At 63.0% G+C, this 25167-nt stretch carries 27 protein-coding genes; 16 read left to right on the forward strand and 11 right to left on the reverse strand.

Features of this window, described 5'->3' with window-relative positions:
* Positions 1 to 333: 333 nt before the first annotated feature.
* The 3 genes from VGL22_RS06535 to VGL22_RS06545 all read left to right on the forward strand — a co-directional run bounded on the left by VGL22_RS06535 (position 334) and on the right by VGL22_RS06545 (position 2245).
* The gene (locus tag VGL22_RS06535) at positions 334 to 1044 is read left to right on the forward strand and encodes a tetratricopeptide repeat protein (protein ID WP_465266096.1); all 711 of its coding nucleotides are present in this window, start codon (positions 334 to 336) and stop codon (positions 1042 to 1044) included.
* Positions 1045 to 1151: 107 nt separating this feature from the next.
* Positions 1152 to 1739, forward strand: coding sequence for an RNA polymerase sigma factor (locus tag VGL22_RS06540; protein ID WP_465266097.1), 588 nt, complete (start codon positions 1152 to 1154; stop codon positions 1737 to 1739).
* On the forward strand, positions 1736 to 2245 hold the full coding sequence (locus tag VGL22_RS06545; protein WP_465266098.1) for a hypothetical protein: 510 nt from the start codon (positions 1736 to 1738) through the stop codon (positions 2243 to 2245). Before VGL22_RS06540 ends, VGL22_RS06545 begins: the two co-directional genes overlap by 4 nt.
* A 37-nt stretch (positions 2246 to 2282) precedes the next feature.
* Here VGL22_RS06545 and VGL22_RS06550 read toward each other — a convergent pair whose 3' ends face one another.
* The gene (locus tag VGL22_RS06550; RefSeq protein ID WP_465266099.1) at positions 2283 to 2648 is read right to left on the reverse strand and encodes a phage holin family protein; all 366 of its coding nucleotides are present in this window, start codon (positions 2646 to 2648) and stop codon (positions 2283 to 2285) included.
* A gap of 140 nt (positions 2649 to 2788) precedes the next feature.
* Between VGL22_RS06550 and VGL22_RS06555 the strand changes: the two genes are divergently transcribed.
* The 5 genes from VGL22_RS06555 to VGL22_RS06575 all read left to right on the forward strand — a co-directional run bounded on the left by VGL22_RS06555 (position 2789) and on the right by VGL22_RS06575 (position 6099).
* On the forward strand, positions 2789 to 3637 hold the full coding sequence (locus VGL22_RS06555; RefSeq protein WP_465266100.1) for a hypothetical protein: 849 nt from the start codon (positions 2789 to 2791) through the stop codon (positions 3635 to 3637).
* 48 nt (positions 3638 to 3685) lie between these two features.
* On the forward strand, positions 3686 to 4099 hold the full coding sequence (locus VGL22_RS06560; protein ID WP_465266101.1) for a cupin domain-containing protein: 414 nt from the start codon (positions 3686 to 3688) through the stop codon (positions 4097 to 4099).
* Between the two features lie 16 nt (positions 4100 to 4115).
* A complete protein-coding gene (locus VGL22_RS06565; RefSeq protein WP_465266102.1) occupies positions 4116 to 4385 on the forward strand; it encodes a hypothetical protein in 270 nt (89 codons plus the stop codon).
* A gap of 62 nt (positions 4386 to 4447) precedes the next feature.
* On the forward strand, positions 4448 to 5023 hold the full coding sequence (locus tag VGL22_RS06570) for an anthranilate synthase component II (protein ID WP_465266103.1): 576 nt from the start codon (positions 4448 to 4450) through the stop codon (positions 5021 to 5023).
* Between the two features lie 185 nt (positions 5024 to 5208).
* Positions 5209 to 6099, forward strand: a complete 891-nt coding sequence (locus VGL22_RS06575; RefSeq protein ID WP_465266104.1) for a hypothetical protein — start codon at positions 5209 to 5211, stop codon at positions 6097 to 6099.
* Positions 6100 to 6172: 73 nt separating this feature from the next.
* Here VGL22_RS06575 and trmD read toward each other — a convergent pair whose 3' ends face one another.
* On the reverse strand, positions 6173 to 6988 hold the full coding sequence (trmD, locus tag VGL22_RS06580) for a tRNA (guanosine(37)-N1)-methyltransferase TrmD (protein ID WP_465266105.1): 816 nt from the start codon (positions 6986 to 6988) through the stop codon (positions 6173 to 6175).
* Between the two features lie 81 nt (positions 6989 to 7069).
* Between trmD and VGL22_RS06585 the strand changes: the two genes are divergently transcribed.
* On the forward strand, positions 7070 to 8251 hold the full coding sequence (locus VGL22_RS06585) for a DUF2157 domain-containing protein (RefSeq protein ID WP_465266106.1): 1182 nt from the start codon (positions 7070 to 7072) through the stop codon (positions 8249 to 8251).
* Complete coding sequence (locus VGL22_RS06590; RefSeq protein ID WP_465266107.1) at positions 8248 to 8838, forward strand: hypothetical protein; 591 nt, start codon at positions 8248 to 8250, stop codon at positions 8836 to 8838. The genes VGL22_RS06585 and VGL22_RS06590 overlap by 4 nt, the downstream gene beginning before the upstream one ends.
* Positions 8839 to 8947: 109 nt before the next feature.
* On the opposite strand, the gene rimM is transcribed toward VGL22_RS06590, so the two are convergent.
* The 7 genes from rimM to VGL22_RS06625 form a co-directional block, all read right to left on the reverse strand.
* A complete protein-coding gene (gene rimM, locus VGL22_RS06595; RefSeq protein WP_465266108.1) occupies positions 8948 to 9502 on the reverse strand; it encodes a ribosome maturation factor RimM in 555 nt (184 codons plus the stop codon).
* Between the two features lie 36 nt (positions 9503 to 9538).
* The gene (locus VGL22_RS06600) at positions 9539 to 9808 is read right to left on the reverse strand and encodes a KH domain-containing protein (RefSeq protein ID WP_465266109.1); all 270 of its coding nucleotides are present in this window, start codon (positions 9806 to 9808) and stop codon (positions 9539 to 9541) included.
* Between the two features lie 150 nt (positions 9809 to 9958).
* Positions 9959 to 10216: a 30S ribosomal protein S16 gene (rpsP, locus tag VGL22_RS06605; protein ID WP_465266130.1), complete on the reverse strand. Its 258-nt coding sequence runs from the start codon at positions 10214 to 10216 to the stop codon at positions 9959 to 9961.
* 332 nt (positions 10217 to 10548) lie between these two features.
* Positions 10549 to 11061 (reverse strand): hypothetical protein, encoded by a 513-nt coding sequence (locus VGL22_RS06610; protein ID WP_465266110.1) that lies wholly within the window; start codon positions 11059 to 11061, stop codon positions 10549 to 10551.
* A gap of 143 nt (positions 11062 to 11204) precedes the next feature.
* Complete coding sequence (locus VGL22_RS06615; RefSeq protein ID WP_465266111.1) at positions 11205 to 14048, reverse strand: M16 family metallopeptidase; 2844 nt, start codon at positions 14046 to 14048, stop codon at positions 11205 to 11207.
* A gap of 178 nt (positions 14049 to 14226) precedes the next feature.
* On the reverse strand, positions 14227 to 14622 hold the full coding sequence (locus VGL22_RS06620) for a VOC family protein (protein ID WP_465266112.1): 396 nt from the start codon (positions 14620 to 14622) through the stop codon (positions 14227 to 14229).
* Positions 14623 to 14682: 60 nt separating this feature from the next.
* Positions 14683 to 15540, reverse strand: coding sequence for an alpha/beta hydrolase (locus tag VGL22_RS06625; RefSeq protein ID WP_465266113.1), 858 nt, complete (start codon positions 15538 to 15540; stop codon positions 14683 to 14685).
* A gap of 275 nt (positions 15541 to 15815) precedes the next feature.
* Between VGL22_RS06625 and VGL22_RS06630 the strand changes: the two genes are divergently transcribed.
* The 4 genes from VGL22_RS06630 (at position 15816) to VGL22_RS06645 (ending at position 19027) form a co-directional block, all read left to right on the forward strand.
* Positions 15816 to 16526 carry an esterase family protein gene (locus tag VGL22_RS06630; RefSeq protein ID WP_465266114.1) on the forward strand — a complete coding sequence of 237 codons (711 nt, stop codon included), beginning with the start codon at positions 15816 to 15818 and terminating at the stop codon, positions 16524 to 16526.
* Positions 16527 to 16721: 195 nt separating this feature from the next.
* A complete protein-coding gene (locus VGL22_RS06635; protein WP_465266115.1) occupies positions 16722 to 17204 on the forward strand; it encodes a DinB family protein in 483 nt (160 codons plus the stop codon).
* A 354-nt stretch (positions 17205 to 17558) separates the two neighbouring features.
* The gene (locus tag VGL22_RS06640) at positions 17559 to 18596 is read left to right on the forward strand and encodes an ATP-grasp domain-containing protein (protein ID WP_465266116.1); all 1038 of its coding nucleotides are present in this window, start codon (positions 17559 to 17561) and stop codon (positions 18594 to 18596) included.
* Between the two features lie 26 nt (positions 18597 to 18622).
* Positions 18623 to 19027, forward strand: coding sequence for an MGMT family protein (locus tag VGL22_RS06645; protein WP_465266117.1), 405 nt, complete (start codon positions 18623 to 18625; stop codon positions 19025 to 19027).
* Positions 19028 to 19066: 39 nt separating this feature from the next.
* On the opposite strand, the gene VGL22_RS06650 is transcribed toward VGL22_RS06645, so the two are convergent.
* A complete protein-coding gene (locus VGL22_RS06650; protein ID WP_465266118.1) occupies positions 19067 to 20152 on the reverse strand; it encodes an alpha/beta hydrolase in 1086 nt (361 codons plus the stop codon).
* A gap of 387 nt (positions 20153 to 20539) precedes the next feature.
* Between VGL22_RS06650 and VGL22_RS06655 the strand changes: the two genes are divergently transcribed.
* Entirely contained in the window at positions 20540 to 21646 is a 1107-nt protein-coding gene (locus VGL22_RS06655) for a carboxylate-amine ligase (protein ID WP_465266119.1), read from the forward strand.
* Between the two features lie 64 nt (positions 21647 to 21710).
* A complete protein-coding gene (locus tag VGL22_RS06660) occupies positions 21711 to 21908 on the forward strand; it encodes a hypothetical protein (protein ID WP_465266120.1) in 198 nt (65 codons plus the stop codon).
* A 57-nt stretch (positions 21909 to 21965) separates the two neighbouring features.
* Here VGL22_RS06660 and VGL22_RS06665 read toward each other — a convergent pair whose 3' ends face one another.
* A complete protein-coding gene (locus VGL22_RS06665) occupies positions 21966 to 25106 on the reverse strand; it encodes a VWA domain-containing protein (RefSeq protein ID WP_465266121.1) in 3141 nt (1046 codons plus the stop codon).
* Positions 25107 to 25167: the final 61 nt, after the last annotated feature.

The raw sequence follows: 25167 nt of genomic DNA on the forward strand, positions 1-25167 counted from the left end.
CCGTCCGTTCACGTCGAAGCGGACGTCCACCGCATCGGCGTGGCGGGTGGCGATGGCTACAATGGTGGCTTCCCAGCGGCAATTGAGCTCTTCGCCGGTCCAGCGGTCGGTCACGCGAAACTCTTCGTACATGGTTCTAGGCTATTCGGCGCGGGGGCTCAGGAGCAAGTGAGTCAAAGAAAGGCGTGATGGCGGGCACAGTCTCTCGAAACCGGCTCTAGATGCGGTGGACGCTCAACTTGATGCGCTGTTAGACTGATAGGGTTGCAGTCGTAGTGCCTACCTCCTGAACGGACCTGCCTGCAAGTCACTCCAAAGGACACAGGAAACCAAGTGAAGACTGAAACCCGTCACGCGCTCAAACAGGACAGATTCGCACAGGCAGCCCAGGGGGGCGTCAGCTGGGTCACGGAACACAGGTCCGGCGTGCTGCGCTGGGTGATTGCCGGCGTGGTTGCGCTGGTGGTGATCGTAGGCGCGCTGGTGATGTGGAATCTACGGTCTTCGGCCGCTGAGAATGCGCTGGGCGCCGCGCTCGACACCTATTCCGCCCCGTTGAATCAGCCCGGCACACCGGCGCAGCCCGGTGCTTACAACACCAGTGCCGAACGCGCCAAGGCCGCCAATCAGCAGTTTCTTGCTGTTGCCAGCCAGTACGGCATGATGCCTGAAGGCTCGAAGGCTCATTACTTCGCGGGTGTGACGGACCAGGAGCTCGGCCAGACCGGCTCCGCGGAGTCAGAGCTGAAGCAGGCCGCCGGTGCGTGGGACCGCAATGTATCGAACCTGGCCAAGCTGGCGCTCGCCGGGCTCTACCATCAGACCGGCCGCGACGCGCAGGCGATCGATCTCTATAACGAGCTGATCAAGAGTCCTTCGACCACCGTATCCTCCGCCGTGGCGCAGCTCAACCTGGCAGATCTCTACGTTGCGCAGGGCAAGCAGGATCAGGCGCGCGCTCTGTGGGCCAAGATCAAAGATTCTGATAAGGACGGGATGGCCGGCTCGCTGGCCTCTCAGAAGCTGACCGGCAAACAGCAGTAAAACAGGGGTTAGGGAATAGGGAGCAGGGAAGAGAAAACCCCGAAAGGGATCTGCTCCCTACTCGCTGGTTTTGAGCACTTCGGCCTGTGCCTGCGTCTGGTGGATGTATGAGCGCCAGCCTCACCCTACCCTGGATGGAGATCGCACCCAGCGCTGTGCATCACGACACCCGCCAGCACGCGAAAGATGATGCGCTTGCGGCCCTCGTGGAGCAGTACGCTTCCACCCTCTACCGGGTTGCGTTTTCCGTACTTCGCAATGCAGCCGACGCTGAAGACGCCGTGCAGGAGGCATTCCTGCGCGTGTTGCGCCATCGCGACTCGCTCGATGAGGTCCGCGACCAGCGTGTGTGGCTGGTGCGCATCGTGTGGAACATCGTGCTCGATCGCAAGCGCCGCGCCAAAACACGTCCCGAGACCGACGACGTCTCGGAACTGGCGCGCGTGCTGCCCGCCACCGGCCTCACCGCAGAAGACCGCGCCGCCGCCGTGCAACACCATGCGCATGTGCTGAGCTTGATTGACACCCTGCCTGCCAAGGAGCGCGAGGTGCTGGTGCTCTCCGCCTTCGAAGAACTCAGCAGCGTGGAGATCGCGTCGATTCTGGGGATCACCGAGTCCAGCGTGAGGTCGCGGCTGTTCCGGGCGCGCAACCTGATGGCCGAATTGCTGGAGCGCCCAAGGAGTGCACGATGACTACTCCCCGCTGGAACGACTTGCCCGATCGCGTCCGCAACGCCGAAGAGACGCTGCGCCTGATGGTTACGGCGCCCGCGCCGCAGGGCTTGGCGGAGCGTGTGCAGGCCAGGTTGGATGCTGCCCCGCGGCGCCCTTTTTGGATGAGCTGGAACGGCCCCGGTCTTAACGGCTGGATGTTCAATCCGGTGCTGCGCGGTTGCGCGGCGGCCGCCATTGTGATGGTCGTGGCGGGCGGCGGATGGAGCATCTACGCGCGTGTGCAGCCACCATCCAGCGCCAACAACATGCCCGTGCCCGCGCGCATCGGCCCCAATGGCGGGTTCTCGAACGCCGGCGCCATGCGTACGCCCAGCACTCTCAACGGGCCGGTTCTGGCGCATCCTGCAATCCCTGCGCAGGAGAATGTGGTCGCGCCGATGGCGTCTCCGAAGCCCGGGGCGCTCACGACCCGCTCCAAGCCGGCCACCCACAAGAAGCAGGCCGCAGCCAACCCTGTTCGCTAGCTGCGCCTTTCTGTCTGGTCATCTCAAAGAGTCTGCATCACCTGGTTCGCGCCTCCCTGGGCGAATCCCGCGTCAACGCGCGGAACAGCATGCCCAGCAGGGCGAGTACGATAGCTCCCCAGAAAGCCGGGCCTAACCCGTACACCTGGAACCCCGGCACGATGGCTGACGCCACCAGGATCATGATGGCGTTGATGACCAGCAGAAAAATGCCCAGCGTGAGGATGCTGATGGGGAAGGTGAGGACCTTCAGCACCAGTCCCACCGTTGCATTCAGCAGGCCGATCACAGCCGCGGCGATCAGTGCCGCAGTCAGTCCGTTTACATGAAATCCGGGTACAAGGCTCGAGGTAATCAGCAGCGCAAGTGCGCTCAACAGCCACTGCAACAAAAGCCTGAGCATGGGGTCGTTCTCCTTGCGATATCAGTATGACTCTTCGCGTTTGGATGCATCCATCGGGGGCGGCCGATACACTGCACTTTACACGATTATCTGGATACGACCTTTCCTTTGCATGCGTGTCCAAACCGTCAGGACCTCACGTGAGATTGCGAAGCCAAGCCGGATCACTGTTCTTTTTCGCCGCATCCGTGCTCGCCTGCGCGGCCCAGTCCAATGCGCCGCTGCCCGATCCGCGCCAGCTCATCCGCGATGTGGTCGCCCATCAGAAGCAGGTGGAGAAGGTACGCGAGAATTTCACTTACAGCTCGCAGATCACGGTGCAGGATCTGGACTCGAACGGCAAAGTGACGAAGACCGAGAGCTTCGAGAACGAAGACTTTTTCGTGAACGGCCACGCCATCAGGCGTCAAGTGAAAAAGAATGGCAAGCCCCTCAGCGACCACGACCAGCAGAAGGAGACGGAGAGCGTCACCAGGCAGGTGCAGAAGGCGGAGAAGACGCCGTCCGATCAGCCGCTCGACGGGCAGCAGACCATCGGCATCAGCCGCGTCCTGGAGATCATGGACGTGGGGCCGCCGCGCCGCGAGACATTCCGCAACCGTCCCACTGTGGTGTTCGACTTCGTGGGCCGCAAGAACGCCAAAACCCACGGCATGGCGGAAGAGGCTTCAAAGAAACTGAAGGGCACCATCTGGATCGACGAAGCGGATCGCGAAGTGGCGCATCTTGAAGTCACGTTCTTTGATAACTTCCACGTGGCCGGAGGCCTTCTTGCAAACATCCAGAAGGGTTCCAGCTTCCGCTTCGACCAGGCACCGGTGGAGGGCGCCATGTGGCTGCCCACCGGGGGGGAAGGCAACGTCCAGGCCCGCATCGTGCTGGTCAAGAACATGCGGCAGCACTTCATGGAGCGCAATTACGATTACAAGCGTTTTCAGGTGGATGCCCAGCAGAACAAGGACGCCAAGGTCGTCAAAGAAAAGAACTGATCTGCGCACGCGATCACGCATTGCATCGGTGGTTACCGGAGGTCTCGCATGATGGCAGCGCCATTGGCCGGCAACGTACTGGGATCCACAGCCAGCTCATTTGCGGTCGCAGAGTGGAGCGATCCCGGCGGCACATCGAATTCGCCCCGCACCATCGCTCCCTGGCACGTGCACCACAACGACGACGAGGCCTGGTATGTTCTTGAAGGCGCGCTCGTGATACGCGCCGGCGATAACGTGATCGAACTCCCCGCCGGCTCTGCGTATCTGGTTCCGCGCGGCACGCCGCACACCTATTGGAATCCCGGCCCGGCGCCGGTGCGTTACCTGCTGTTCATGACGCCCACGATCCTGCGGCTCATTCAGAGCATCCACGCAACCAATGACCGAAGTCCCGCGGCCATGGCTGCCCTCTTCGCGCAATGTGATTCGGCGCTCGTCGACCCGCCGCCCGGCCTCTGACCGCTACACTCGAATCATGTTCGTGCGCAGGCTCAGCATCGAGCGCGTAGACGAGGCCGGTGAGCGCAGCCCTTGTCCCATCCGCTGGATAGACAACTTCGCCATGCGCAACTTCACCAATGACGCGGTCTTTGACGACACGCTTCCCGTCGCCGATGGCGTGCTCGAAGCCGGTCACCGCGTTCCGCTGGCGCGGCTTCAGCCCGCCATGGAAGACTGGTTCCGCCGCAAGGGGTATCTGCTGCCGTCGGATCGGCTCGAAATCAAGGAGCAGCCGCGTCCCTGAGGCATTCTGGCGCTCGTTCCCTCGTTTCCTCGTTCCCTGCGCTTGAGCGCTACACTTGAATCATGGTCTTCGTTCTCGACAACTACGACTCGTTCACCTACAACCTCGTTCAATACCTGGGCGAGCTCGGCGCAAAGATTGAGGTGCGCCGCAATGACGAGCTGACGGTCGAGGAGGTCGAAGCTCTGAAGCCGGAGCGCATCCTGCTCTCACCGGGGCCCTGCACACCGACTGAAGCCGGTATCCTGGTCCCACTGATTCGCCACATGGCCGGCAAGGCTCCGATTCTCGGCGTATGTCTCGGTCACCAGGCCATTGGCGAGGCGTTCGGCGGCGACGTGATCCGCGCCCGCAATCTCATGCACGGCAAAGTCAGCCCGGTCGAGCACAACGGCAAGGGAGTCTTCACGGGCCTGCCCACGCCGCTCACGTGCACGCGTTATCACTCGCTCATCGTGGCTGAGGACACGCTGCCGGCTGAGTTGGAAGTCACGGCGCGCACGGCCGAGCAGGATGGCAGCTCCGTCATCATGGGCCTTCGCCACCGGACCCTGCCGATCGAGGGCGTGCAGTTCCATCCTGAGAGCGTGCTCACGGAAGGCGGTCGCCAGATGATCCGCAACTTCCTGGAAATGTAATGGCGCGGTTCGTTCAGGCTGATCGGATTTCGGAACATCGCGCTTCAGATGGTTTTCTAACCGGGCACGGCTTCAGGCGTGCCACTGCCCGGCCGAAAAATAAGCGTGCCATAGCCCGTGTCTGTCTGGGCCTCGCCTGTCTCTGCGCCTCTGCTCAGCAACCCGGCAGCCCCACGTCAAGCGTGGTGCCATCGAACCCCGGCAGCCCCATTGCCATCGTTCCAGTGGACGGCTCAACCAGCGTTACCGGTGCCCTCTCCGTCACCGCCGGCAAGGCCATCATCGCCGCCACCGGCAGCATCACCTCCGGCGCCAGCGCGACGGAGGTCATCCTGCCCCGTCGCGGGGTGCTGCGTGTATGCGCTTCCACCACGGTGAGCCTGGCCACGGACAACAGCGTGCCTGCGGGCGAGACTCCGGGGCTGATGATGTCTCTGGATCACGGAGCCATTGAGACCAGCTTTGCGACCGGCCAGAATGCCGACATGCTGCTCACCCCCGACTTCCGCATCCTGATTGGCGCGCCTGGCGCATCGGATGTGAAGGTCCGTCTGGGCGATCACGGCGATACCTGTATCGACAACCCGGGAACGCATGCACCCTACGTTGTGGTCACCAGCGTCTTCGACGGCGGCGCTTACCGCGTGCAACCCGGTCAGCGGGTGATGTTCCAGCACGGCAGCCTGCAGGAGGTGGTGGACAACGAGAAAGAGCCCTGCGGATGCCCACCCGAGCCGCGTCCCGGCAGTAACGATTTTCCGCTGGCGCAAAGCGCGGGCATTGGTCCCCGGTCTCCGCCCATCACGACGCCGCCCATCACCGCGCCGCCTGTTGCGTCGCCGCCCGCGGCTGCCTCCAAGCCGGCCAGCCACGCTCCCATTGACCAGCCGCTCGTCTACCAGGCGCAGCCGTCTGCCCCGGATCAACTCGCCGCGCAGCCTGCGCCCGATAATGCTCCCCAGCCCGCTGCGCCGCAGCCGGTTGCGCCGGTGACGAAGCCGGCGCAGCAAAAGAAGACCGGCTTCTTTCACAGCATCGGCAAGTTCTTCCGCAAGATATTCGGGGCAGAAGGATAGCTGGAGGTGGATGCGCCTTTCGCGCTCTGGCCAAGTGAATGGGATCTGCCGTTTTAGTCCCAGGGGTTGCTAGTTACGCCTGCTCATCCTGAATCGCTCGCAGAATGCGGCGATCTTCCTCGGTCAGCGGTGAGCGCTCCAGCAGATCCGGCCGGTTCCTGAGCGTTTTACGCAACTGCTGCTCGCGCCTCCAGCGGCGAATTTGCTGATGGTCTCCGTTGAGCAACACGTCAGGCGCGCGCATGCCGGCAAACTCCGCAGGCCGCGTGTAGTGGGGATAGTCGAGCAGCCCGCCCGCCCCATGTTGCGACCGCGGCACGCCCTCCGCGCCGGCGGTGATCGAGGCATCCTCCGCGCCAAAGCTCTCAAACTCGCCTGAAGCCTCATTGCCCAGCACGCCGGGAATCAGCCGCATGGCCGCATCCAGGACCACGGCCGCGGCCAGCTCGCCGCCGCTCAGGATGTAGTCGCCAATGGAGAGCTCCATGTCGCAGTAGAGCTCGTTAATGCGTTCATCCACGCCCTCATAGCGCCCGCAGATCAGCACCACGCGATCCAGTTTCGCCAGCTCCCGCGCAACGGACTGATCGAAGCGGCGGCCCTGCGCTGAGGTGAGAATGACGCGGGTTCCTCCCCGACTCGTTTCGCCGCCCCTGGCCGCGATTCCCATCGCCTCCATGGCTCGCGCCAGCGGCTCGGGCTTCAGCACCATGCCTTCTCCGCCGCCGAAGGGCCGGTCGTCTACGGTCCGGTGCCGGTCGTGCGTAAAGCTGCGCAGGTCGTGCACACCGATCTCGATCAGGCTCTGGGCCTGCGCGCGGCGCACAATCCCGTGCGCGAAGATGCCCGCGAAGAATTCCGGAAAAATGGTGACAAGATCGAAGCGCATGTCCGTTCTCTTGATGATAGCGGTCCGCCTCCTGTCACTGTGATAGCCGCGTGGCCGTGGTTTAATGATGGGCACACGATCATGACCGATATGGAAAGCTTGTTGACCCGCTGGCAGTCGGCGGGCGTCCTGGACGCGGGAGCAGCGCAGCGCATCCGCGCCTATGAGCTTGAACAGAAGAAGCCCGCAGGCATGCGGTGGGAGGTTCTGGTTGCCCTCATTCTCGGCGCGATTCTGCTGGCCTGCGGTGTGGCCCTGTTCGTGTCCGCGCACTGGGAGGATCTGGGCCCCGCGGCGCGCTTCGCGCTCGTCATCGCCATGGTTGCCGCCTTTCATATTGGCGGCGGGCTGGCGCGGCGGCACTTCCGTGCGCTGTCGATGAGTCTGCACGCAGTGGGCACGCTCGCCACCGGCGCGGCCATCGCGCTGGTGGGCCAGATCTTCAATATCCAGGAGCACTGGCCGGCCGCGATCTTGATGTGGGCTATCGCCGCAGCCGCAGGCTGGCTGCTGCTGGGCGAGCAGGCTCAACAACTGCTGACGCTCGTGTTGATCCCAGCCTGGATGCTGTCGGAACTTGCCTTCTACACAGCGCGATACATTGGCCGCGATCCATACATCGGCCGTTTCCTGTTCGTGTGGGCCATTCTCTACATGACGTTCTTCGTCGATGCCAGGCGCCGCGAGACGCGGTGGATTCTCTTTGCTGCCGGCGCAATTGCGGCTGTAGCGGGGACCGCCTGGATGCTCACTGGCTGGGAGTCTTCGAGTTACAACATCGGCTTCGTTCCTTTCAGCACGCGCGTGTGGGCGTGGATCGCGATCGCGGCCATTCCCCTTGTTATCGCCGCCTTTCACGGCCACAAAGGTCTGCTCCCCATCGCCGCTGCCATCGCACTTGCAGCGGCTCTGCCCTGGTGCCAGCGCGTGTGGATAGACCACTCCGCTGCCTGGGATGGCACGTTCCACGACTACACCCGCAATGAGCCCAACCTCGCCGCCCACATGCTGGTTGCAGCCTTTGCCGTGTTTCTGATCTGGCACGGCGTGCGCCTGTCGAGCCGCGCAATCATCAATGCGGGGATGGTTGGCTTTGCGATCGTAGTCGGCTGGTTTTACTTCAGCAACCTCTTCGACAAGCTGGGCCGCTCGCTAGGGCTGATAAGCCTCGGCATTCTCTTCCTGCTGGGCGGGTGGGCACTTGAAAAGATGCGTCGCAAACTCATCGCGGGCATTACCGCGCAACCGTTGGAGGCGCAATGAAGACCCTCGGCTTTTCGAAGACATCGGCGGCTGTGCTCGTGATTCAGGTGGCCCTCGTCTCCTCCGTCGCAGCCAGGTATCTGTACGAGCGGTCAAACTGTCCGCGTGTTTGGACCAAGTCCGTTGCGTACGATCCGGAACTGGTGATGCGCGGCCGCTATCTGAGCCTGCAGCTCACGGTGGACGGCTGCGAGAGCACATTGCCTTCCGGCAAAAATGCCGAGTTTCCGCGCAACGTGGACGGAACCATTCGTTCGACCGCATACACCGTCCGCGGCTCCGTCGATGTGATCGAGTTCCCGGCGAAGCTTATGGTGAAAGACAACCGCCTCATTGCCATCCACCAGCGCGATGCAGGCCCGCCCGAGGAGCAGTGGGTGAGCGCCTGGCAAAACACTACATGCGACCAGATGCGGCTCCGCCAGCCGGTGAACTTCTACATCTCCGAGCACGCGCAGAGCCCGTTGCCGGTGAAGCAGGGCGATGAGTTGTGGATCGAAGTGACGGTGCCGCCGAAGGGACCACCTCGCCCGATTCAGCTCGCCCTGAAGCAGCAAGGCGCGTGGAAGCCGCTTGCGTTTCAGTAAGGCGCTGGCGTTCAGGTAGTCTTTTGTTGTTCTTCTTTTGTCATTCCCGCAGGGAATCTGCTGTTCGTTCTACTTCATCACCCACGATACAAGCGAGCGTGCCCCAGCCTTACCCGTTCAACTCCACAAGCCCTTCGGGCAGCGCCATCTCCACCCGCCGGTTCTCAAGATCCACCCTGCGCAGATAGCTCCTGGCGAACGGCACCAGCACTTCGCCCCGCGCGCCTTTCACGATGAGCAGCGGGGTGGGGCCGGCGGCGCGGTCCACGTCTTCGATTGTGCCAATGGCCGCAGCCGGGTCAGCAGTCACATCCAGCAGCGTGCAGCCGATCAGGTCGCCGATGTAGACCTCGTCTTCAGCCAGCGCGGCGCGCTCGCTGCGCGGGATCGCCACAACAAGCCCCTGTAGCGTCTCGGCGGCAGAGATTGATTCCACACCGGCAAAATGCAGTACGATGCCGCCCTTGTGCAGCCAGTGGTTCACCAACTCCGTCTCGCGCGGAGCCGCAGCGGAAGACGCCTGTTCGGGCAGAAGCCACAGTTTCTTCCGCTCCGCAAATTTTTCAGGGAAATCAGTGAGGATCTCGGCGAAGACTTCGCCCTTGCGGCCCTGGGGCTTGCGCACCCGCGCCAGCCACACCCACTCGGAGACACTGCTGCTCATGCGCGAGACTCCCGCTTGTGGAGACCTGCGACGCGCTTAGGCCTGTTCGTCTTCTTCAAGAATGTCGAGAGTGTAGCGGTGATGCAGCTTCATGCTCACAGCGCCCAGGATGGTGCGGACCGATCGCGCCGTCCGCCCCTGCTTGCCGATCACCTTGCCTACATCGTTGGGCGCAACCTTCAGCTTCAGGACGGTGTTTTCCTCGCGGTTCACCGACTGAACATCCACCGCTGCCGGTTCATCCACCAGGGCCCGCGCGATTTCGCGAACCAGTTCCTCAACTTCGACCATCCCTTGCTGAGTCATGTTCGTGCCCCTGACTTGACCGATACTGAATGTTGGCTACTTGGGTCGTGCGCTGAATGGTACCAGTAAAAGCCAACTGTCGTCAGCAATTTGTAAACGGCCGGTGACCCGGCCGTACTTGCCCGAAAATCAGGGTGCAGGGAGGCGGATTTAAGCGGCGGTGGTTTCCGCGGCCGGCTTGGCGGGGAACTTCTCCACCAGCTTGGCTACACGGTCAGAGAACTGCGCGCCCTTGCTGCGCCAGTAGGCGATGCGCTCGTGCTTCAGGTCAACCGAGGCGGGATTGGTGCGCGGATTGTAAGTGCCGACCACTTCGATGGAACGGCCGTTGCGGGCGCGGTCCTTTTCGATGACGACCACACGGTAGTAGGGCTGCTTGGTGGCGCCAAAACGCGCCAGACGAATCATGACCACGACGTTACGGTTCCTTTCAAATTCCTGACTCTGTTCTTGTCACGGGAGGGCGCTTTCACACGCCCGGCTACCGAGGTGCCAGACGGAGCGTCCGGCCGGTGCAAGACACAACACCTAAGTATCGCCGATAGAGGGGGTCAGAAGCAAGGGGCGATGAAGCAGGGAATTGGGATTAGCGAATAGAGAGTAGAACCGCCGGTGCCTCGTCGCGCCGACCGCTGAGCCTGACGCCTGAACGCCACGGATACGGCTGAACCCTGGCATTTGACGCCTGCGAACCTGCTACCTAATCCCTGCTCCCTGTTCCCTGCTCCTACTCCCTGCCTTTAGATCGGCCGCGGGCTCGTATTATGCGCCTCTGCCACGTTATCCGGACTGTCGCTGAACGACTTGCCGTTCATGTACGCGAACTTCTGAAAGCGCGCCCCGACCCTGCGGATGGCATCGCCGCCCCCATCATCCCACTTGATCAGCGCATCGCCGTTCGAGTAGACCCAGTGCCCATGTACGTCGCCCAGCGAGCGGTAGGCGGTGCCGTTGTCATTCAGTGTGATGTAAAAGTCGTTTCCGTTGCCGTCGCCCACCTGCCACTTGCCCACGTAACGGCCACGGGCAGTGAGCTGAGACTTTGTCGCGCCCAGGTCGGAGGCGGCCACGGAGCCGCCCGGATACTCGATGCGGTCGACGTCAGCCATGTTGAAGGTCTGCCGATGGCCGTCTTTGAGCACGATCACCAGCGAGTTGGAGGCCGCAGCTTTGGCCGGCGGCGCGGCATGAGCAAAGCCAGCAACACACATCAGGGCAGCTAACGATCCGGCGGCGATCAATCCCTTTGACACGGCGAATCTCCTTTGCGAACGGGAGCAGTTATCGCATGAAGATACGCAGCCACCATGCTCCCGGTTCCAGCAGCGGCTATTCGGCTCCAAAAAGCAGAAAGGCGCAGCCCGCGGGCCGCGCCCCTCTTCTTCCCGCGCCGAGCTTACTTCTGTCCAGGCGCCGCTGCGCCGCCCGTCACCACGTTGCCGTTCACGTCCCGCACTTCGATGGGACCCAGCGCGGCATCCTTCAATCCTGGCTCGATCTTGCTCCGATCGCCCGCGCACACAATCACCAACTGATCCGGATGCAGGTACTGCTTCGCGGCCCGCGCCACGTCCGCTTCCGTGATCGCCTCGTACTTCGCCGGCAGGTTGGCGTAGTAGTCCAGTGGCCGGTTATAGACGAACAGGCTGCTGAGGGCGTAGGCCACCGAGAGGTTGGTGTCGAACTGCCCCGGCAGCGAGCGGATGGACGCCTCCTTGGCTGCGGCCAACTCCTCGGCCGTGGATGGCTTGCCGGGGAAGTTGCGAATCTCCGTCATCATCTCCTTGGCCGCCGGTCCGGTCACGTTGGTCCGCACCAGCGATCCCGCAAAAAACACGCCGCCGCCGCGGTATTCGGTGAAGTCGGAGAACGCGCCGTAGGTGTATCCGTGCTGCTCGCGCAGGTTCATGTTGATGCGGCTGCCAAAGGCGCTCCCCAGCGTGTAGTTCAGCACGTCCAGCGTGGACACGTCCGGCGAGCTGGCCGGCACGCCCAGTCCATAAGCGAACAGCGCGGTCTGCGGCGCACCCGGCTTGTCCACAATCACCACGCGCGTGGGCTCCGCGGCCGGAGGCGCCGGCATCTCTGCCGATCCCTCCGCATGATTCGTCCACGAGCCGAAGTATTTGCGCGCCAGCGCCTCGGCCTGGCTGCGCGTCAGGTCGCCGGAGAGCACCAGCGCCGAGTCGTTGGGACCGTAATGCTGCTTGTAGAACCCGGACACGTCCCCCTGGTTGATGGAGTTCATGCTCTCCGTGGTTCCGCTGCCTGACATGCCGTAGGGCTGATCCCCATAGAGCACCCGGGGTCCCACGCGCGCCGCCATACGCTGCACAGCATCGGTTTCCTGCGCAATGCGCACCAGCCGCTGCTTGCGCCGGCGGTCCACGTCTTCATTGCGGAAGGCCGGCTTCTGCGCCACGTCCGCCAGCAGCGCCATGCCCTCGTCTATGTGGTAGGTCAGCAGGTTCATCGAGAGCATGCCTGAATCCATGTTCGCCCGCGATGCAATCTGCGTGCCGATCCGCTCCTGATCCTGCGCCAGTTTTTCGAGGCTGCGCGACTCTGTACCGTCGCCCATCACTTCCGTCGTGAGCGTCGCCAGGCCGGCCTTTGCGGGCGTGTTGTTCTCACTGCCTGCGCGCGAAACAATCTCCGCCGTCACCACCGGCAGGGTATGGTTTTCAACCAGAAACACCTTCAGGCCGTTGTCCAGAGTAAATTCCGCGGCGGTGGGCAGGTGGATGGCCGCAGCCGGTCCCGGAGCAGGCTTGGTCTTGCGCCAGTCCTCTGCCTTCTCAAACTCCGGCGTGTACGGATTCTCGATCTTCACGTTCGCATCGGTGTCCTCCGGGCTGCGCGGAACATCCTCGAGCTTCTTCTCGCCCGGCGTGCAATACACCACTACGGCCGCGTCCTTGGACAGGAACTTCTGCGCCGCCGCCTTGGCGCTGGCCGCCGTCACCGCCTCTTCCATGGCCACATCCTTGGGCAGGAACCCCGGATCGCCCAGGTACTGGTTGTATTGGTTCAGCGTGTCGGCGATGCCGCCAAAGCCGCCCAGCCGCTCCAGGCCGCTGATCTTCCGGCTCAGGCTCAGGGCCTTGGCCGCTTCCACTTCCTCGGCCGTGGGGCCTTCGCTCTGCAGCTTGCCCAGCTCCGTCCAGAAGGTCGACTCCAGATCCTCCAGCTTCACTCCGGGCCTGGCCGTGATTTCGCAGACTGAAATGCCCGTCAGCTTCAGCGGGTTGCTCTCGCACGATACCGTCTGTGCGGTCTGCAGCTTGTACACCAGCGCCTGCCGCAGGCGGCTCGCCTTGGCTTCGCCAAACGCGAACATCGCCGTACCCAGGCTGTAGGACTCCGGCGTATAAGCCGCGGGCGTCAGCCACGCCACCGTCAGCTGCGGCAGTTGCACGGTGTCGGTCACGGTCACGCGCTTTTGCGACGTGATGGAAGGCGTGGTCGCCGTCACCGCGGCCACCTTGGGCCCCTTTGGAATCGCTCCGAAATACTTGGTCAGAAGCTCCTTGAGCTTGGCCGGATCGAAGTCCCCCGCAATCGCAATCGACGCATTATTGGGCGTGTAGTACTGCTGATGAAAATCGCGCACATCGGCAACCCGCGCCGACTCAATGTCCGCATGGCTTCCGATCACGTCGCCGTAGTAGGGATGCTCCTTTGGCAGCAGCGCATGCATCATGGCCTCGTGCGCCACGCTGTAGGGCTGCCCCTCGCCCTGGCGCCGCTCATTGCGCACCACGTCCCGCTGGTTGGCAAGCTTCACGCGATCGAGGCCTTCCATCAGGAAGCCCATGCGGTCGCTCTCCAGCCACAGCGCAAGCTCCAGCTGGTTCGACGGCATGGTCTCGAAATAATTCGTGCGGTCGAAATCGGTGGTGCCGTTCACGTCCGTAGCGCCGGCCGACTCCACATATTTGATATGCGCCTTTTCGCCCACGTGCTCCGAGCCCTCAAACATCATGTGCTCGAACAGGTGCGCGAATCCGGTGCGTCCCGGCCGCTCATTCAGCGGGCCCACGTGATACCACAAATCCACGGCCACCAGCGGAAGGCGGTGATCCTCGTGCGTCAACACCGTCAGCCCGTTGGGCAGCGTGTACTTGTCGTATTTAATCTCCGGCAGCTTGTGCCCGGCCTGGGCGCCGGCGGTGAGGCTCAGTCCTGCAAGGACCAGCACACTCATCGCGCAAACAGATATGGGAAAGCGATTTCGCAAGGCTATATCTCCTCAGTAGCAATAAAGACGGAATTGCATGCATGATACTAGACACCCAAAGCGCGCGCGACAAGGCGTCTCACTCCATAAACTCCTTGTCATCCTGAGCGCAGCGAAGGACCCGCTTCTCCCTTTGCTTTTCTTCTCTGTCATTCCCGCAGGGAATCTCCTTTTCACCTCAACCCGGGTGCTCAGACAAGCTCAGCACATTCCCGTCCGGATCCTTGAACCACGCCACCCGCGCGCCCCCGGGACTACTCCAGATACCCAGTTCATCCTGCGGCATCCCCTCCCAGCGCTCGAACTGCACCCCGCGCGCCCCCAGATCCCTCACGGCAGCCTCCATGTCCGGCACCCGCCAACCCAGCACCGTCCCGCCAATCGGCGTCGCGCCGGGATTGATGGCCAGCCGCAGCATGGTGCCATGCGCATTGAACACCAGCGCAAACGGAAGCTCCTTCGAAACCAGCCGCAGACCCAGCACATCCCGGTAGAAGGCTTCCGCCTGCTCCGGCTCACGAATATTCACGAACGCGATGATGTCGTAGGGATGCAACCCGCCTGATTCAGCCATGCGGCGATAATGCCTCCGCGGCTGCGATCGCGGCAAGCGCAAAATGGCGGGATCGCCGTATTAAGGGGCCGGAAACAAAAACCGCAGCATCGGCCGCATCCGCGCCGCCCAGCTATCTTCGTCGTGGCGGCCTTCAGGCGCCTTCTCCACGTGCAGATTCTCGCCGGGCTTCCACCCATTGGCCTTCAGGCGCCGCGCCAGCAGCTCCACATCCTGCTCGGTGCGCTTGCCTTCCTGCTCGCCCACATCGAGCCAAACGCGCGGACGCTCCCATATCTCCGGCGCCTTCTCGTTCAGGTAGCCAAGAATGCTCTTGTGGTTCCACCACACGCTGGGCGACATCACCGCCAGCCGCCCAAAATGCTGCGGCAGCCGTAGCCCCAGAAAGAGAGTCACGAGTCCGCCCAGCGACGACCCGCCCAGACCCGTCGACGCGCGATCCGAGCGTACGCGATACCGCTGCGCCACCCACGGCATCAGCTCTTCGGTGATCAGCCGCCCGTACTTCGCCGCATCGCCGCCGCCGCGCTGCCAATCGCGTTCATGCGTATATTCCCCCAGCCGGTTGTCGCCGGTGTTGTAGATGCCGACGATCACCAGCGGCTCCACTTCGCCCGCCTCGATGGCCGCATCGGCATGCTCGCGCACCTGCCATGTGCGTCCCGCAAACGACGTGGACGGATCGAACAGGTTCTGCCCGTCATGCATATAGAAAACCGGATAGGCGCGCTCGGCATGTTCGTCATACCCCGGCGGCAAATAGACGATCACATCGCGATCCGCCGCCAGAAACTGGCTGTGAAACGCGCGATGCAGGCGCAGCCGCGGATGCGGCGAGCCCTCTGTGCCGGGCGCACACGCGGGCTTCTTCGCGGCTGTCCACGGGCCCTGTGGCTCTGTCTCGACTTCCAGATTCAAATTCGATGCTTTCCTTTATGCCAGTATCTTGTATCGCGCCCCCGCACCAACTCGGAAAACTGCCGGTGCCGACTGTTACCCTATCAGGAAATCGGCGATTCCAAACCGTGCCGCGGGCCCAACTGTCCGCTCATTGTTTGGATTCCGTCCGGCGCCCTCGGGTCCGGCCTGCAGTTCGCAATACGATACCGGCGCCAGCAGCACTACGGACGAGCCTGAGTCATTGTGGACAGCGAAAAACATCCATCTGGGTCATCTGACAACCGGAGCGAGCAATGAACCGTGAATACCACAAATGGCATTCCCCGCGCCTCGGGCGCGATATGGAACTGCTCGTCTTCGGCCACGCCGGCCTGCCCGTCCTCGTCTTTCCGACCAGCGGCGGCCGCTTCCATGAGTTCGAAGACCGCGGCATGATCTCCGCCGTCTCGGGCCGCGTGGAAGCAGGCGACCTGCAGTTCTTCTGCGTCGACACCGTCGACATGGAAAGCTGGTACAACCGCAACGTGGGCCCGCGCTGGCGCATCGCCCGCTACGTGCAATACGACGACTACCTCATCCACGAAGTCGTCCCCCTCATCCGACAGAAAAACTGGAATCAGCACCTCGTGGCTCTCGGCTGCTCGTTCGGCGGCTTCCACGCCCTCAACATCGCGCTCCGCCACCCCGACGTCTTCACCGGCATGCTGTCCATGTCCGGCGCGTTCGATATCGCCAGCTTCCTGGGCGGTTATCACGATCAGGACGTCTACTTCAACCAGCCCACGCAATACCTCCCCAACACCACCGACTCCTGGTTCCTCGACCGCTACCGCCGTAACCATTGGGTGCTCGGCACCGGCTGGGACGACCAGTGCCTGGGCCAAAATCAGAACATGGACCGCATCATGAACGAAAAAGGCATCCCCCACAAGCTGTTCGTCTGGGATACCTGGAACTCCCACGACTGGCCAACCTGGGCGCAAATGATTCAGCAGTATCTGTGAAGCAGGTGAACAAGTGATCAGGTAAACAAATGATCAGGTGAACAGGTGATCGAATGAGCGCGACAGCACCGGCTATCACTCAGGTGGCCCGATCCCATGAAAACTTGACCACTTGACTGCTTGACCACGTGAACACTTGTTTACCTGACCACCTGCCCACTAATAACTGACGCCCCCAACACCTGCCGGAGCCCCATGACCACACTCAATCCTTACGCCAGCTTCCTTGACGGCCGCCCCGTCCTCGACATCCTTGCCGAAACCCCGCGCGCCGTCCGCTCGCTGCTTGACGCGATGGGCGCGGCCAAAGCCTACGAAGCGCCCGCGCCCGGCAAATGGAGCCCCGGCGAAGTGGTGGCCCACCTCGCCGACTGCGAACTGGTCTTCGGCTTCCGCCTGCGCCAGACTCTTGCCGAAGACAGCCCCACCATTCAGCCCTTCGACCAGGACCACTGGGCGCGCGCTTACAAGGGTGTCGAACCCGCTGAAGCCTGCGCCGCCTTCTCCGCCTTCCGCAAGTGGAACCTGATCCTGCTCGAGTCCGCCCTGCCGTCCGCGGCCGACCGCACCGTCACCCATCCCGAGCGCGGCGCCATGACCTTCCAGACCATCGTCGAAACTATGGCCGGCCACGACCTCAACCATCTTGGCCAATTGCAGCGCATCGCCGGCAAGTAGGCTTCGACAATGGGGCCACTGGCTCAAACTCTGTCATCCTGATCCTGAGTGCCTGCGCCATCTCACCCTCAACGCAACCGGCACGGGCCGGCGACAGCTCCGTGTCAGCTCCATCAGCGAAGTCCCGGTCTGCAAATCCACTGACCGCATCGTCTTCCCGCGCGCCGCCGCCGGCGGCGAAAGCAGCAACCCGATCGTCCAGGGCTGGGCCGTCGTCGATAACACCATCGGCTCCGACTGGCGACAGGGTGGGAAACCACAAATCCCGCCCAGCTCCGCGCCGCAGGCGCAGTGAGCCGCACCGCACCGCTGCTGCCGTACACTGTTCCAGAAGTCGTTCAACGGAGGCACGCAATGAAGAAGATCGGCGTTCTGTTCGGCATGGAAAACAGCTTCCCCGGCGCGCTCGTAGAGCACATCAACGCGCGCAACCTCGAAGGCATCGAGGCCGAGTTCGTCGCCACCGGCGCCGTGCACATGGATAAGCCCGCTCCTTACGCCGTCATCGTCGACCGCATCTCCCACGACATCCCCTTCTACCGCGCCTGTCTGAAGCACGCCGCCCTCAACGGCACCCTCATCATCAACAACCCGTTCTGGTGGTCGGCAGACGACAAGTTCTTCAACTACTCGCTTGCGGAGAAGCTCGGCGTTGCCGTCCCGCCCACCGTTATCCTGCCGCACAAAAAGCACCCTGACGGAACCACCGACCGCTCCATGCGCAACCTCGAGTACCCGCTCGACTGGGACGCGGTCTTCGACTACGTGGGCGAGCACGGATTCATGAAGCCTGTCGACGGCGGCGGCTGGCGCGACGTGTACCACATCCACAATCGCGACGAGTTCTTCCACGCCTACGACCAGTCGCGCGACCTCTGCATGATGTATCAGAAAGCCGTCAATTTCGACGAGTACTTCCGCTGCTATGTCGTGGGGCAGAAGAAGGTCCGCATCATGCCCTATGACCCGCGCAACCCGCACCACGAGCGCTACATCAAGAACCCGCCCGACTACGACAAGAAGCTCCTCAAGCGCGTGGAGCAGGACGCCCTCAAGCTCTGCCAGGCCCTCGGCTACGACCTCAATACCGTCGAGTTCGCCGTCGAAAACGGCATCCCCTACGCCATCGACTTCATGAACCCCGCGCCCGACGCCGATCTCCACTCCGTCGGCCAGGCCAACTTCGAGTGGATCATCCGCGAAGTCGCCGACCTCGCCATTGCCAAGGCGAAGCAGGCGCCGCAGCACCTCGACCTCAACTGGTCATCGTTCCTGAAGATGGCGCCGGCCGCAAGGAAGAAGACACCCGCAAAGAAAGCCCCCGCCAAAAAATCCGCGGCCAGGAAGACCAGCGCAAAGAAGGTAGACGCCGCTACAAACTTGTCATCCTGAGCCGCAGGCGAAAGACCCGCTTTTCCATGGATCAGCTCTTCTTCGAACGCAGCAAGCGCCAGCTCCTCCGCTCGGCCCTCCGCCCCAACGAGCAGCGCGACCACGCTTTCCGCCGCATGGTGCTCTCCATCCCCGCGGGCAAGGTCAGCACCTATGGCGCAGTAGCAGCCGCAGCCGGATACCCGCGCTACCATCGCGCCGTAGCCCGTCTCCTCCGCACCGATCCGCCCGACTCCCTCCCCTGGCACCGCGTCCTCGGCGCCGGCGGAGAAATCAAGCTGCGCGCAGCCGCCGCGCACGAGCAGCGCGCCCGCCTCAACCTTGAGGGCGTCCGCTTCGTCTCCGGACGTGTGAACCCCCGCGTGGACATGGCCCGTTTTGAGCACCAGCTCAAGCCCTGGGAAATCCCAATCCACGCGGGCAACTCGTGAATGCCCCATCAGGCGCCTTCAAATCCCAGGCACCACCGGTCAGATCACGCTGGTATTCGGCGGCGGTGCAGGTTTGGCCGTAACCGCAATCGCACCCGGCGCTGACAGCGGTTGCGTACGGCTGGGGCCGTCCGGCACCACCCCGTCGTGAATCAGTATGGAGCGATCCTTGCCCTGCAGGATCTCGCGCATCAGCGCATACACCTGGGTAGCCTCCGGCTCGAAGTACTCCCCATGCGTCGCAATCCCATTCACCTTGGGCAGAATCGTCGTGCAGTCCACGTCCCACACATTGTCGGGTAACGGGTAGGTGCGATCGAGGCCTGAACGCCCCAGCCGCCGCTTGCCAAAATGCTTCAAACCCGCTGAGCCGCCCAGCACGTCGTCGCGCCCGGTGTACAACGCTGTGATGCGATACGCCATATTCGACAGGCCCTCGCCATCGCCGTGGCTCACCTGCTCGCCGTTGCGGAAGAGGTCGTTGTCCACGTCCGCCGCCACCATGATTACCTCCTGCAGCAGGCTTACCAGCAGCGGCCGGTTCTTGCGCGTCCACAACTGGTTCATCGCATACTCAAGCACGTAATTGCCCATGCTGTGCGCCAGGATCGACGTTCTGGCCTTGCACGCATTTTCAGGATCTCTCACGGCCAGCTTCTGCATCGTCATCAGCCAGTCGTACAACTCGGAAAGCACGTTCGTCAGGTCGTCCGCCGTGTTGCGCGCCTCGGCGCGGTCAGAGAGATAGCCCAGCAGGTTCCCCTTCGACGGCCAGTCGAAGGTGACGCACTCTCCCAGCCCGTCCGGCCCGTCAAACAACGTCGTCGCCACCTTCTCATAGCGATCCATCACGGCGTGCCAGTCGTTGTTATAGCCGTGGATAAAGAGGCAAACATGCTTCTGAAATTCAGAAGGCGTGCTGATTCCGTTCACCACCACGGAAGGAAACGTATCCTGCACCACCTTCACCAGGCGATCCCGGAAATCCTCCATCGACACGGGCAGCCAATCGGCGGCTACGGTTGCGCTGCCACCATCGCGCAGCGTCCAGAAACTGAGCTTGCCCAGGTCGCCTCCAAATTCGCCGTTCTCCTGGATGGTTCGATTCGTAATCAGCCAGCGCATCTTCCCCTCCTTGTGGCCCTCGCATCAGGCCTCGCTCCGAGCCACGAACACGTAGCGAAAGCAGGGACCTGCCGATAACTTCACCGGCGCTTCGGGCACTATCTTGAAACCTCTCGACCTTCGCGTTTGTGTGTATGCCATCTTTGCGGAACTAAGTTCCGCAGTCAAGGCCTATCAGGGGCCAGCCTGAGCTTTCTGCTACCATCCTCCTGTGAAACCCCGGCCCTCCAGCCCGCGCGGCCTGTTTCGCAAAGTCTTCCGCCGCGCAGCCGTTCCTCTTCCGCACGCATCAACCACCTGACCACTCACCCCACCCGATCCTCATCGCCCCTTCTGTACAATGTTCCGCAAGCTGTTCCCGCATGCCGCACTCAGGAGCCTCCCCAGATGCGCCCGTCCTTCTCCCTCGGAATCGAAGAAGAGTACCAGACCGTTGACCCCCTCACGCGCGATCTCCGCTCCCACATCGAAACCGAAATGCTGGCTACCGGCAAGCTGCGCCTTGAAGAGCGCGTCAAGGCCGAGATGCACACCTCCGTCGTCGAGGTGGGCACGCGCATCTGCCGCAACATCGATGAGGCCCGTGAAGACATCTACGACCTGCGCCGCCAGATGATCAAACTCGCCGAAGAGCACGGCCTCAAGCTGGTCGCCGGAGCCACCCATCCCTTTGCCGACTGGCGCACGCAGCAGATCTATCCCGACCCGCGCTACCACCAGGTAGTCAAAGACCTCCAGCTCGTCGCCCGCTCCAATCTCATCTTCGGCCTGCACGTTCACGTGGGCATTGAAGACAAGGAGATGGCCATCCGCATCATGAACTCGATGCGCTACTTCCTCCCGCACATCATGGCGCTCGCCACCAACTCGCCCTTCTGGCTCGGCCTGAACACCGGCTACAAGGGATACCGCGCCAAGGTCTTTGAGAACTTCCCGCGCACCGGCATTCCTGACGCCTTCGCCACCTACTCGGAGTTCGACGAGTACGTGAAACTGCTTGTCAAAACCAACTGCATCGATAACGCCAAGAAGATCTGGTGGGACATCCGCCCCCATCCCTTCTTCAACACCGTTGAAGTCCGCGCTTGCGACATCCCGCTGCGCGCCGAAGAAACCGTCGCTATCGCCGCACTCATTCAGGCCACTGCCGCTTACCTCTGCCGCCTGCATGAGTGCAATCTCGACTTCCGCCAGTTCGCGCGCCCCCTGCTTATGGAAAACAAGTTCCGCGCCGTGCGCTACGGCCTCGACGGCAAGCTCATTGACTTCGGCCGCCAGGAAGAAGTGCCCCTGCGCGATCTCATCGAGGAGTACCTCATCCTCGTCGACCGCGAAGTCGACGAGCTCGGCAGCCGTGAGGCCATTGAAGGGATCCGCAACATCCTCCACACCGGCACCGGCGCTGACCGCCAGCTCAAAGTATTCGAGGAGACCAACGGCGACCTGAAGGCAGTCGTCGACTACATGGCGGAAGAAACTGCCCAGGGATTGTAATCTTGCAAAATATTTTTTTAACCGAGAAAACCCGGAACGATCTTCTAGGCGTCATAATCTGTGGATGACACACGGTACGTCAGAACTTGAATCGGCGTTCACTACCATCAAGAGCACCTATTCGCGTGTCTATAGCTCCCTTTCGGAGATCGACAACACCCGTGAGCGGGTCCTTGAGACCCTCGCCCGAATCGTCACCTCGAGGGAGATGATCCGCAGCTCCGACTCGCTCCTCAAGAGGGATTCGCCGCGCGATCTCTGACACCGCGCGCCCGACGATCTTTGTTCTCATGCTGGATTCACAGCCCTTGCGCCTGAGTTAGTTGGCATGCGGTCCCAGCGCCGCCGCCGGCACCGTCACACTCCCGATCCTCCCCGAGTTCACATCCACAACCACCACCCGCAATGACGCCACCGTCATCTTCGGCTCCAGCGCGATCCGCTGGTCAAACGTCAGCCCGTCGCTCACGGCATGCTGATAGGTCGCGGGCTTCAGGTGCAGTCCCACGGTCTGCCCGGTCACGTGCGCCTGCCGGTTGGCGTCGTCTCGCTGCACCAGGAAAATGTCCACCTTGCCTGACCACAGCTCCAGCTTTGTGGCCGCCTCGCCGCCCCGCGCCAGGTTCTGTTGCGTCAGGTCCAGATCGGTTCCGGCCACCGTCAAACGTAGCGCCTGCCCTGCGGCGTCCGTTACCGGCTGCGCCGTAATCTGGATCTCCTTGGCATCGCTGGGCTGCCACACCGCCTGCGCAAACCGCTCCTTCAGCGTGGTGGGTTCCTTGTCATACTGGTAGCCGCTGCGATAGCGAAGCGTCGCGTCGCGATGCCCCACCAGCTTCACCGTCAGACGGTGATACCGGCCGTCCGCCGCTTCCGCTGGCGAAAAGCCCAGCAGATACGTGGCCTGGCTCTCCGCTACCACCGCATTCAGCTCGTTCTGGATATCGCTCGAGCGCCGGAACGCCTTGCCGCCAGTCGCCTCCGCAACCTCGCGAAACACCCCCACAATCGGCCGCATATCCTGCTGCATCTGCGCCGTCATGCGGCCCGGGCGCCAGTCGCGGTTCTTCTGGAAGGCGTTCGTATCCTGCCCCGCGCGCATCTCCGTCCCTTCCATCTGCTGCTCCATATTCCCAGGCATCTGGAACGTCGGCGTTAGCTCCACGTTAAAATTCCCGATATCGGCCGTCGCCCCATGTCCCTCCAGCCTCGAAGCATCCAGCGGATACACACTGGCATGCGCATTGTTCATGGCCTCCTGGGTACGGAGGGCAACCGGCTCAATCGATCGCGAGTTCTTGTCCACGGTGATCGACATGCGATTCCAATCCGCCAGCGCGTTGTCGCTCGTCACCCATACCACGCTTTTGTGTCCAGGCATGGGCGCAAGATGGCGCGCGATGTACACCAGGGTGTCCAGAGCATTCGGCCCCGGATTGCTCCCCATCTCCCGCAACTGCGGGTCAAGCGCCATCTGGTTGGTCTGCGGAGTCAGCGTGTAATTCCCGTTCACGCTCAGCATGTCCTCAGGGCTGTGCACGTACTCAATCTGCTGCCGGTTGCGCTGTTCCTCGTCCCGCGCATTCAAAAGATCCTGCGCTGACGGCATCCACTTCATCAGCCGCGCGGCCACCCCCTCATGATCCGTCGTTGCCTCTTCCAGTACCTCGAAGCCGTGAAACCGCATCACGTAGAGCGCCACCCGCTCGTGCGGCGCCAGGTTCTTGAAGAACGCCAGCATCTGTCGCCGCGCATCCACCAGGTCATTCCAAGCCAGGTTCGCCGGGTCCACCACAAACACCAGCGTGTTGCCGCCCCCATCCGCCTTCTCCCCGCTTCCCTCCGCATCTTTCTTGTCATCGCGATTTGAAAACGTCTGCGCACCCGCCGCCGCGGTCTCAGCCTGCGCGGACCCGGCCTCCGCACTCGCCAGGCTGAATGACTGCACCTTCTGCTTCACTCCGCCGTCGTACACTTCAAAGTCTTCCGGCTTCAACCCCGCGATCGGATGCCCTTTCTTATCCAGCGCCACCACGTTCACATCCACCAGCCGTGCATTCAGCCTCAGCATGTACCCTGACGGCTGCTGATCGCCCTCCCGGGAATTTTGCTGTTCCGGCCGATGCGCAGCTGCATCCGGAAGCGCTGTGGCCGTGCTCGCCGAAATCTCCGCAGCCTCACTGCTTCCCGCCTCACCCCCGTCTGCCCCCGCCCCGACAGCACTCGTGCCGCCCGCACTCGCCGGCGCATCAGCCAGTATCTCCTCGGCAGGCTGCCCATCCCCCGCGTCCTTCGCCACCGGCAGCGTCGCATCCGGCGCCATCCCCGCCGTCTTCTCCTCCGCGCCGCTCAGTATCCGCGTATCTCCGCGGAACAGGTGATAGCCCCCAAACTCCGCATGATTCAGCAGCATCTGCGGCGGCCCCATCGCCGGCATCCTCCGCCCGCTCCAGTCCTGCACCGTGCGCAGCGTGCGCGCCACAGAAATCGACACGCTCCGCGCCGGGCACACATACGTCTGGCCGCCCAGCTCCACCGGCCCATACTCCACCGCCAGGTCCGCGCGCGTGGTCGGATCCCCGGGCTTAAGGTCCGCCTCCAGTTGCAGCCGCACCACCGCGCCGGTCCGCGGATTCACCGCAATCTGGCCGTGATACCCCGCCATCGCCTGGAACTCGTTCGACTCATACCCGAACTTGGCGATCGTGCAGCAGTAACGCACCTGGTAGTGCGATTTCTCCTGCGCCACGCGGTACCGGAACACTGCCACCGGCGCACCGCCAGTCGAGTCCGCCCCCGCCTCCCAATGGCTCCACGCCAACTCATTCTTGGCTGCGTCCAGCAGCACCTGGCTCAGAATCGGCCCGAACACCCCCCACGTCCGCAGCCCCTGCTCCGGCTCCGCCTTCGCGCTGGCCTTCACCGCAGCCGCCTCCACCCGCTCCTCGCCATTGCTGTACTGCAGCACCGCCCGCGACCGCCGCACCGCGTGCAGCGCTCCAAAATCTGCTTGCCTATCCCCGCCCGCCAGCGCCGGCGCGCTCTCAAAATGCGTGACTGTCCGTGTCGCGGAAAAATGTGGAAGCTGGTTCACCGTGTTGGTCACGTACTGCACCGTCAGGCCCATGATCCGCCGCTGCTCCCCCAGGTCCGGTGCCGCCTTGGCCGGAAGCTCCACCGCCGGCACTGCCAGAAACGCTCCCCGGTCCGCCACCCCCGTCAACGCCCGCTGCGCCTTCGCTCCCGGCAACGTCGCCAGCGCCTTCGTCAGCCGCGCCGGCGACAAGCGCTCGGTCAGCTCCAGATCTGTGATCTTCGCGGCTGCGTCCGCATCCGGCAGCGCGCGCGCCTGCGCCACCGCACGCTCCAGCTCATCCGCTGAAACCTTCTGCCCGGCAAACGCCGCCACCTGGCCGCCCACCGTCAGGCTCATCACCGCAATCAAAATGGATCTGCGCATCGCGCCGCCCCCAGGGAATGAACTCCCGCACGCATTCCTCGCCCGCGCGCCCAGGGAAGGG

The organism is Occallatibacter sp. (assembly GCF_036502485.1).
GTDB lineage: Bacteria > Acidobacteriota > Terriglobia > Terriglobales > Acidobacteriaceae > Telmatobacter.

What these genes read in the sequence shown, in the direction of transcription:
- VGL22_RS06565 (WP_465266102.1), top strand. Translation starts at nt 4,116, where the DNA reads ATGTTCGTGCGCAGGCTCAGCATCGAGCGCGTAGACGAGGCCGGTGAG.
- VGL22_RS06650 (WP_465266118.1), bottom strand. Translation starts at nt 20,152, where the DNA reads ATGCGCTGGCTGATTACGAATCGAACCATCCAGGAGAACGGCGAATTT.
- VGL22_RS06570 (WP_465266103.1), top strand. Translation starts at nt 4,448, where the DNA reads ATGGTCTTCGTTCTCGACAACTACGACTCGTTCACCTACAACCTCGTT.
- VGL22_RS06660 (WP_465266120.1), top strand. Translation starts at nt 21,711, where the DNA reads ATGACACACGGTACGTCAGAACTTGAATCGGCGTTCACTACCATCAAG.
- rpsP (WP_465266130.1), bottom strand. Translation starts at nt 10,216, where the DNA reads ATGATTCGTCTGGCGCGTTTTGGCGCCACCAAGCAGCCCTACTACCGT.
- trmD (WP_465266105.1), bottom strand. Translation starts at nt 6,988, where the DNA reads ATGCGCTTCGATCTTGTCACCATTTTTCCGGAATTCTTCGCGGGCATC.
- VGL22_RS06560 (WP_465266101.1), top strand. Translation starts at nt 3,686, where the DNA reads ATGATGGCAGCGCCATTGGCCGGCAACGTACTGGGATCCACAGCCAGC.
- VGL22_RS06635 (WP_465266115.1), top strand. Translation starts at nt 16,722, where the DNA reads ATGACCACACTCAATCCTTACGCCAGCTTCCTTGACGGCCGCCCCGTC.
- VGL22_RS06645 (WP_465266117.1), top strand. Translation starts at nt 18,623, where the DNA reads ATGGATCAGCTCTTCTTCGAACGCAGCAAGCGCCAGCTCCTCCGCTCG.
- VGL22_RS06550 (WP_465266099.1), bottom strand. Translation starts at nt 2,648, where the DNA reads ATGCTCAGGCTTTTGTTGCAGTGGCTGTTGAGCGCACTTGCGCTGCTG.
- VGL22_RS06620 (WP_465266112.1), bottom strand. Translation starts at nt 14,622, where the DNA reads ATGGCTGAATCAGGCGGGTTGCATCCCTACGACATCATCGCGTTCGTG.
- VGL22_RS06585 (WP_465266106.1), top strand. Translation starts at nt 7,070, where the DNA reads ATGACCGATATGGAAAGCTTGTTGACCCGCTGGCAGTCGGCGGGCGTC.
- VGL22_RS06545 (WP_465266098.1), top strand. Translation starts at nt 1,736, where the DNA reads ATGACTACTCCCCGCTGGAACGACTTGCCCGATCGCGTCCGCAACGCC.
- VGL22_RS06590 (WP_465266107.1), top strand. Translation starts at nt 8,248, where the DNA reads ATGAAGACCCTCGGCTTTTCGAAGACATCGGCGGCTGTGCTCGTGATT.
- VGL22_RS06665 (WP_465266121.1), bottom strand. Translation starts at nt 25,106, where the DNA reads ATGCGCAGATCCATTTTGATTGCGGTGATGAGCCTGACGGTGGGCGGC.
- VGL22_RS06540 (WP_465266097.1), top strand. Translation starts at nt 1,152, where the DNA reads ATGAGCGCCAGCCTCACCCTACCCTGGATGGAGATCGCACCCAGCGCT.
- VGL22_RS06655 (WP_465266119.1), top strand. Translation starts at nt 20,540, where the DNA reads ATGCGCCCGTCCTTCTCCCTCGGAATCGAAGAAGAGTACCAGACCGTT.
- VGL22_RS06600 (WP_465266109.1), bottom strand. Translation starts at nt 9,808, where the DNA reads ATGACTCAGCAAGGGATGGTCGAAGTTGAGGAACTGGTTCGCGAAATC.
- VGL22_RS06630 (WP_465266114.1), top strand. Translation starts at nt 15,816, where the DNA reads ATGAACCGTGAATACCACAAATGGCATTCCCCGCGCCTCGGGCGCGAT.
- VGL22_RS06640 (WP_465266116.1), top strand. Translation starts at nt 17,559, where the DNA reads ATGAAGAAGATCGGCGTTCTGTTCGGCATGGAAAACAGCTTCCCCGGC.
- rimM (WP_465266108.1), bottom strand. Translation starts at nt 9,502, where the DNA reads ATGAGCAGCAGTGTCTCCGAGTGGGTGTGGCTGGCGCGGGTGCGCAAG.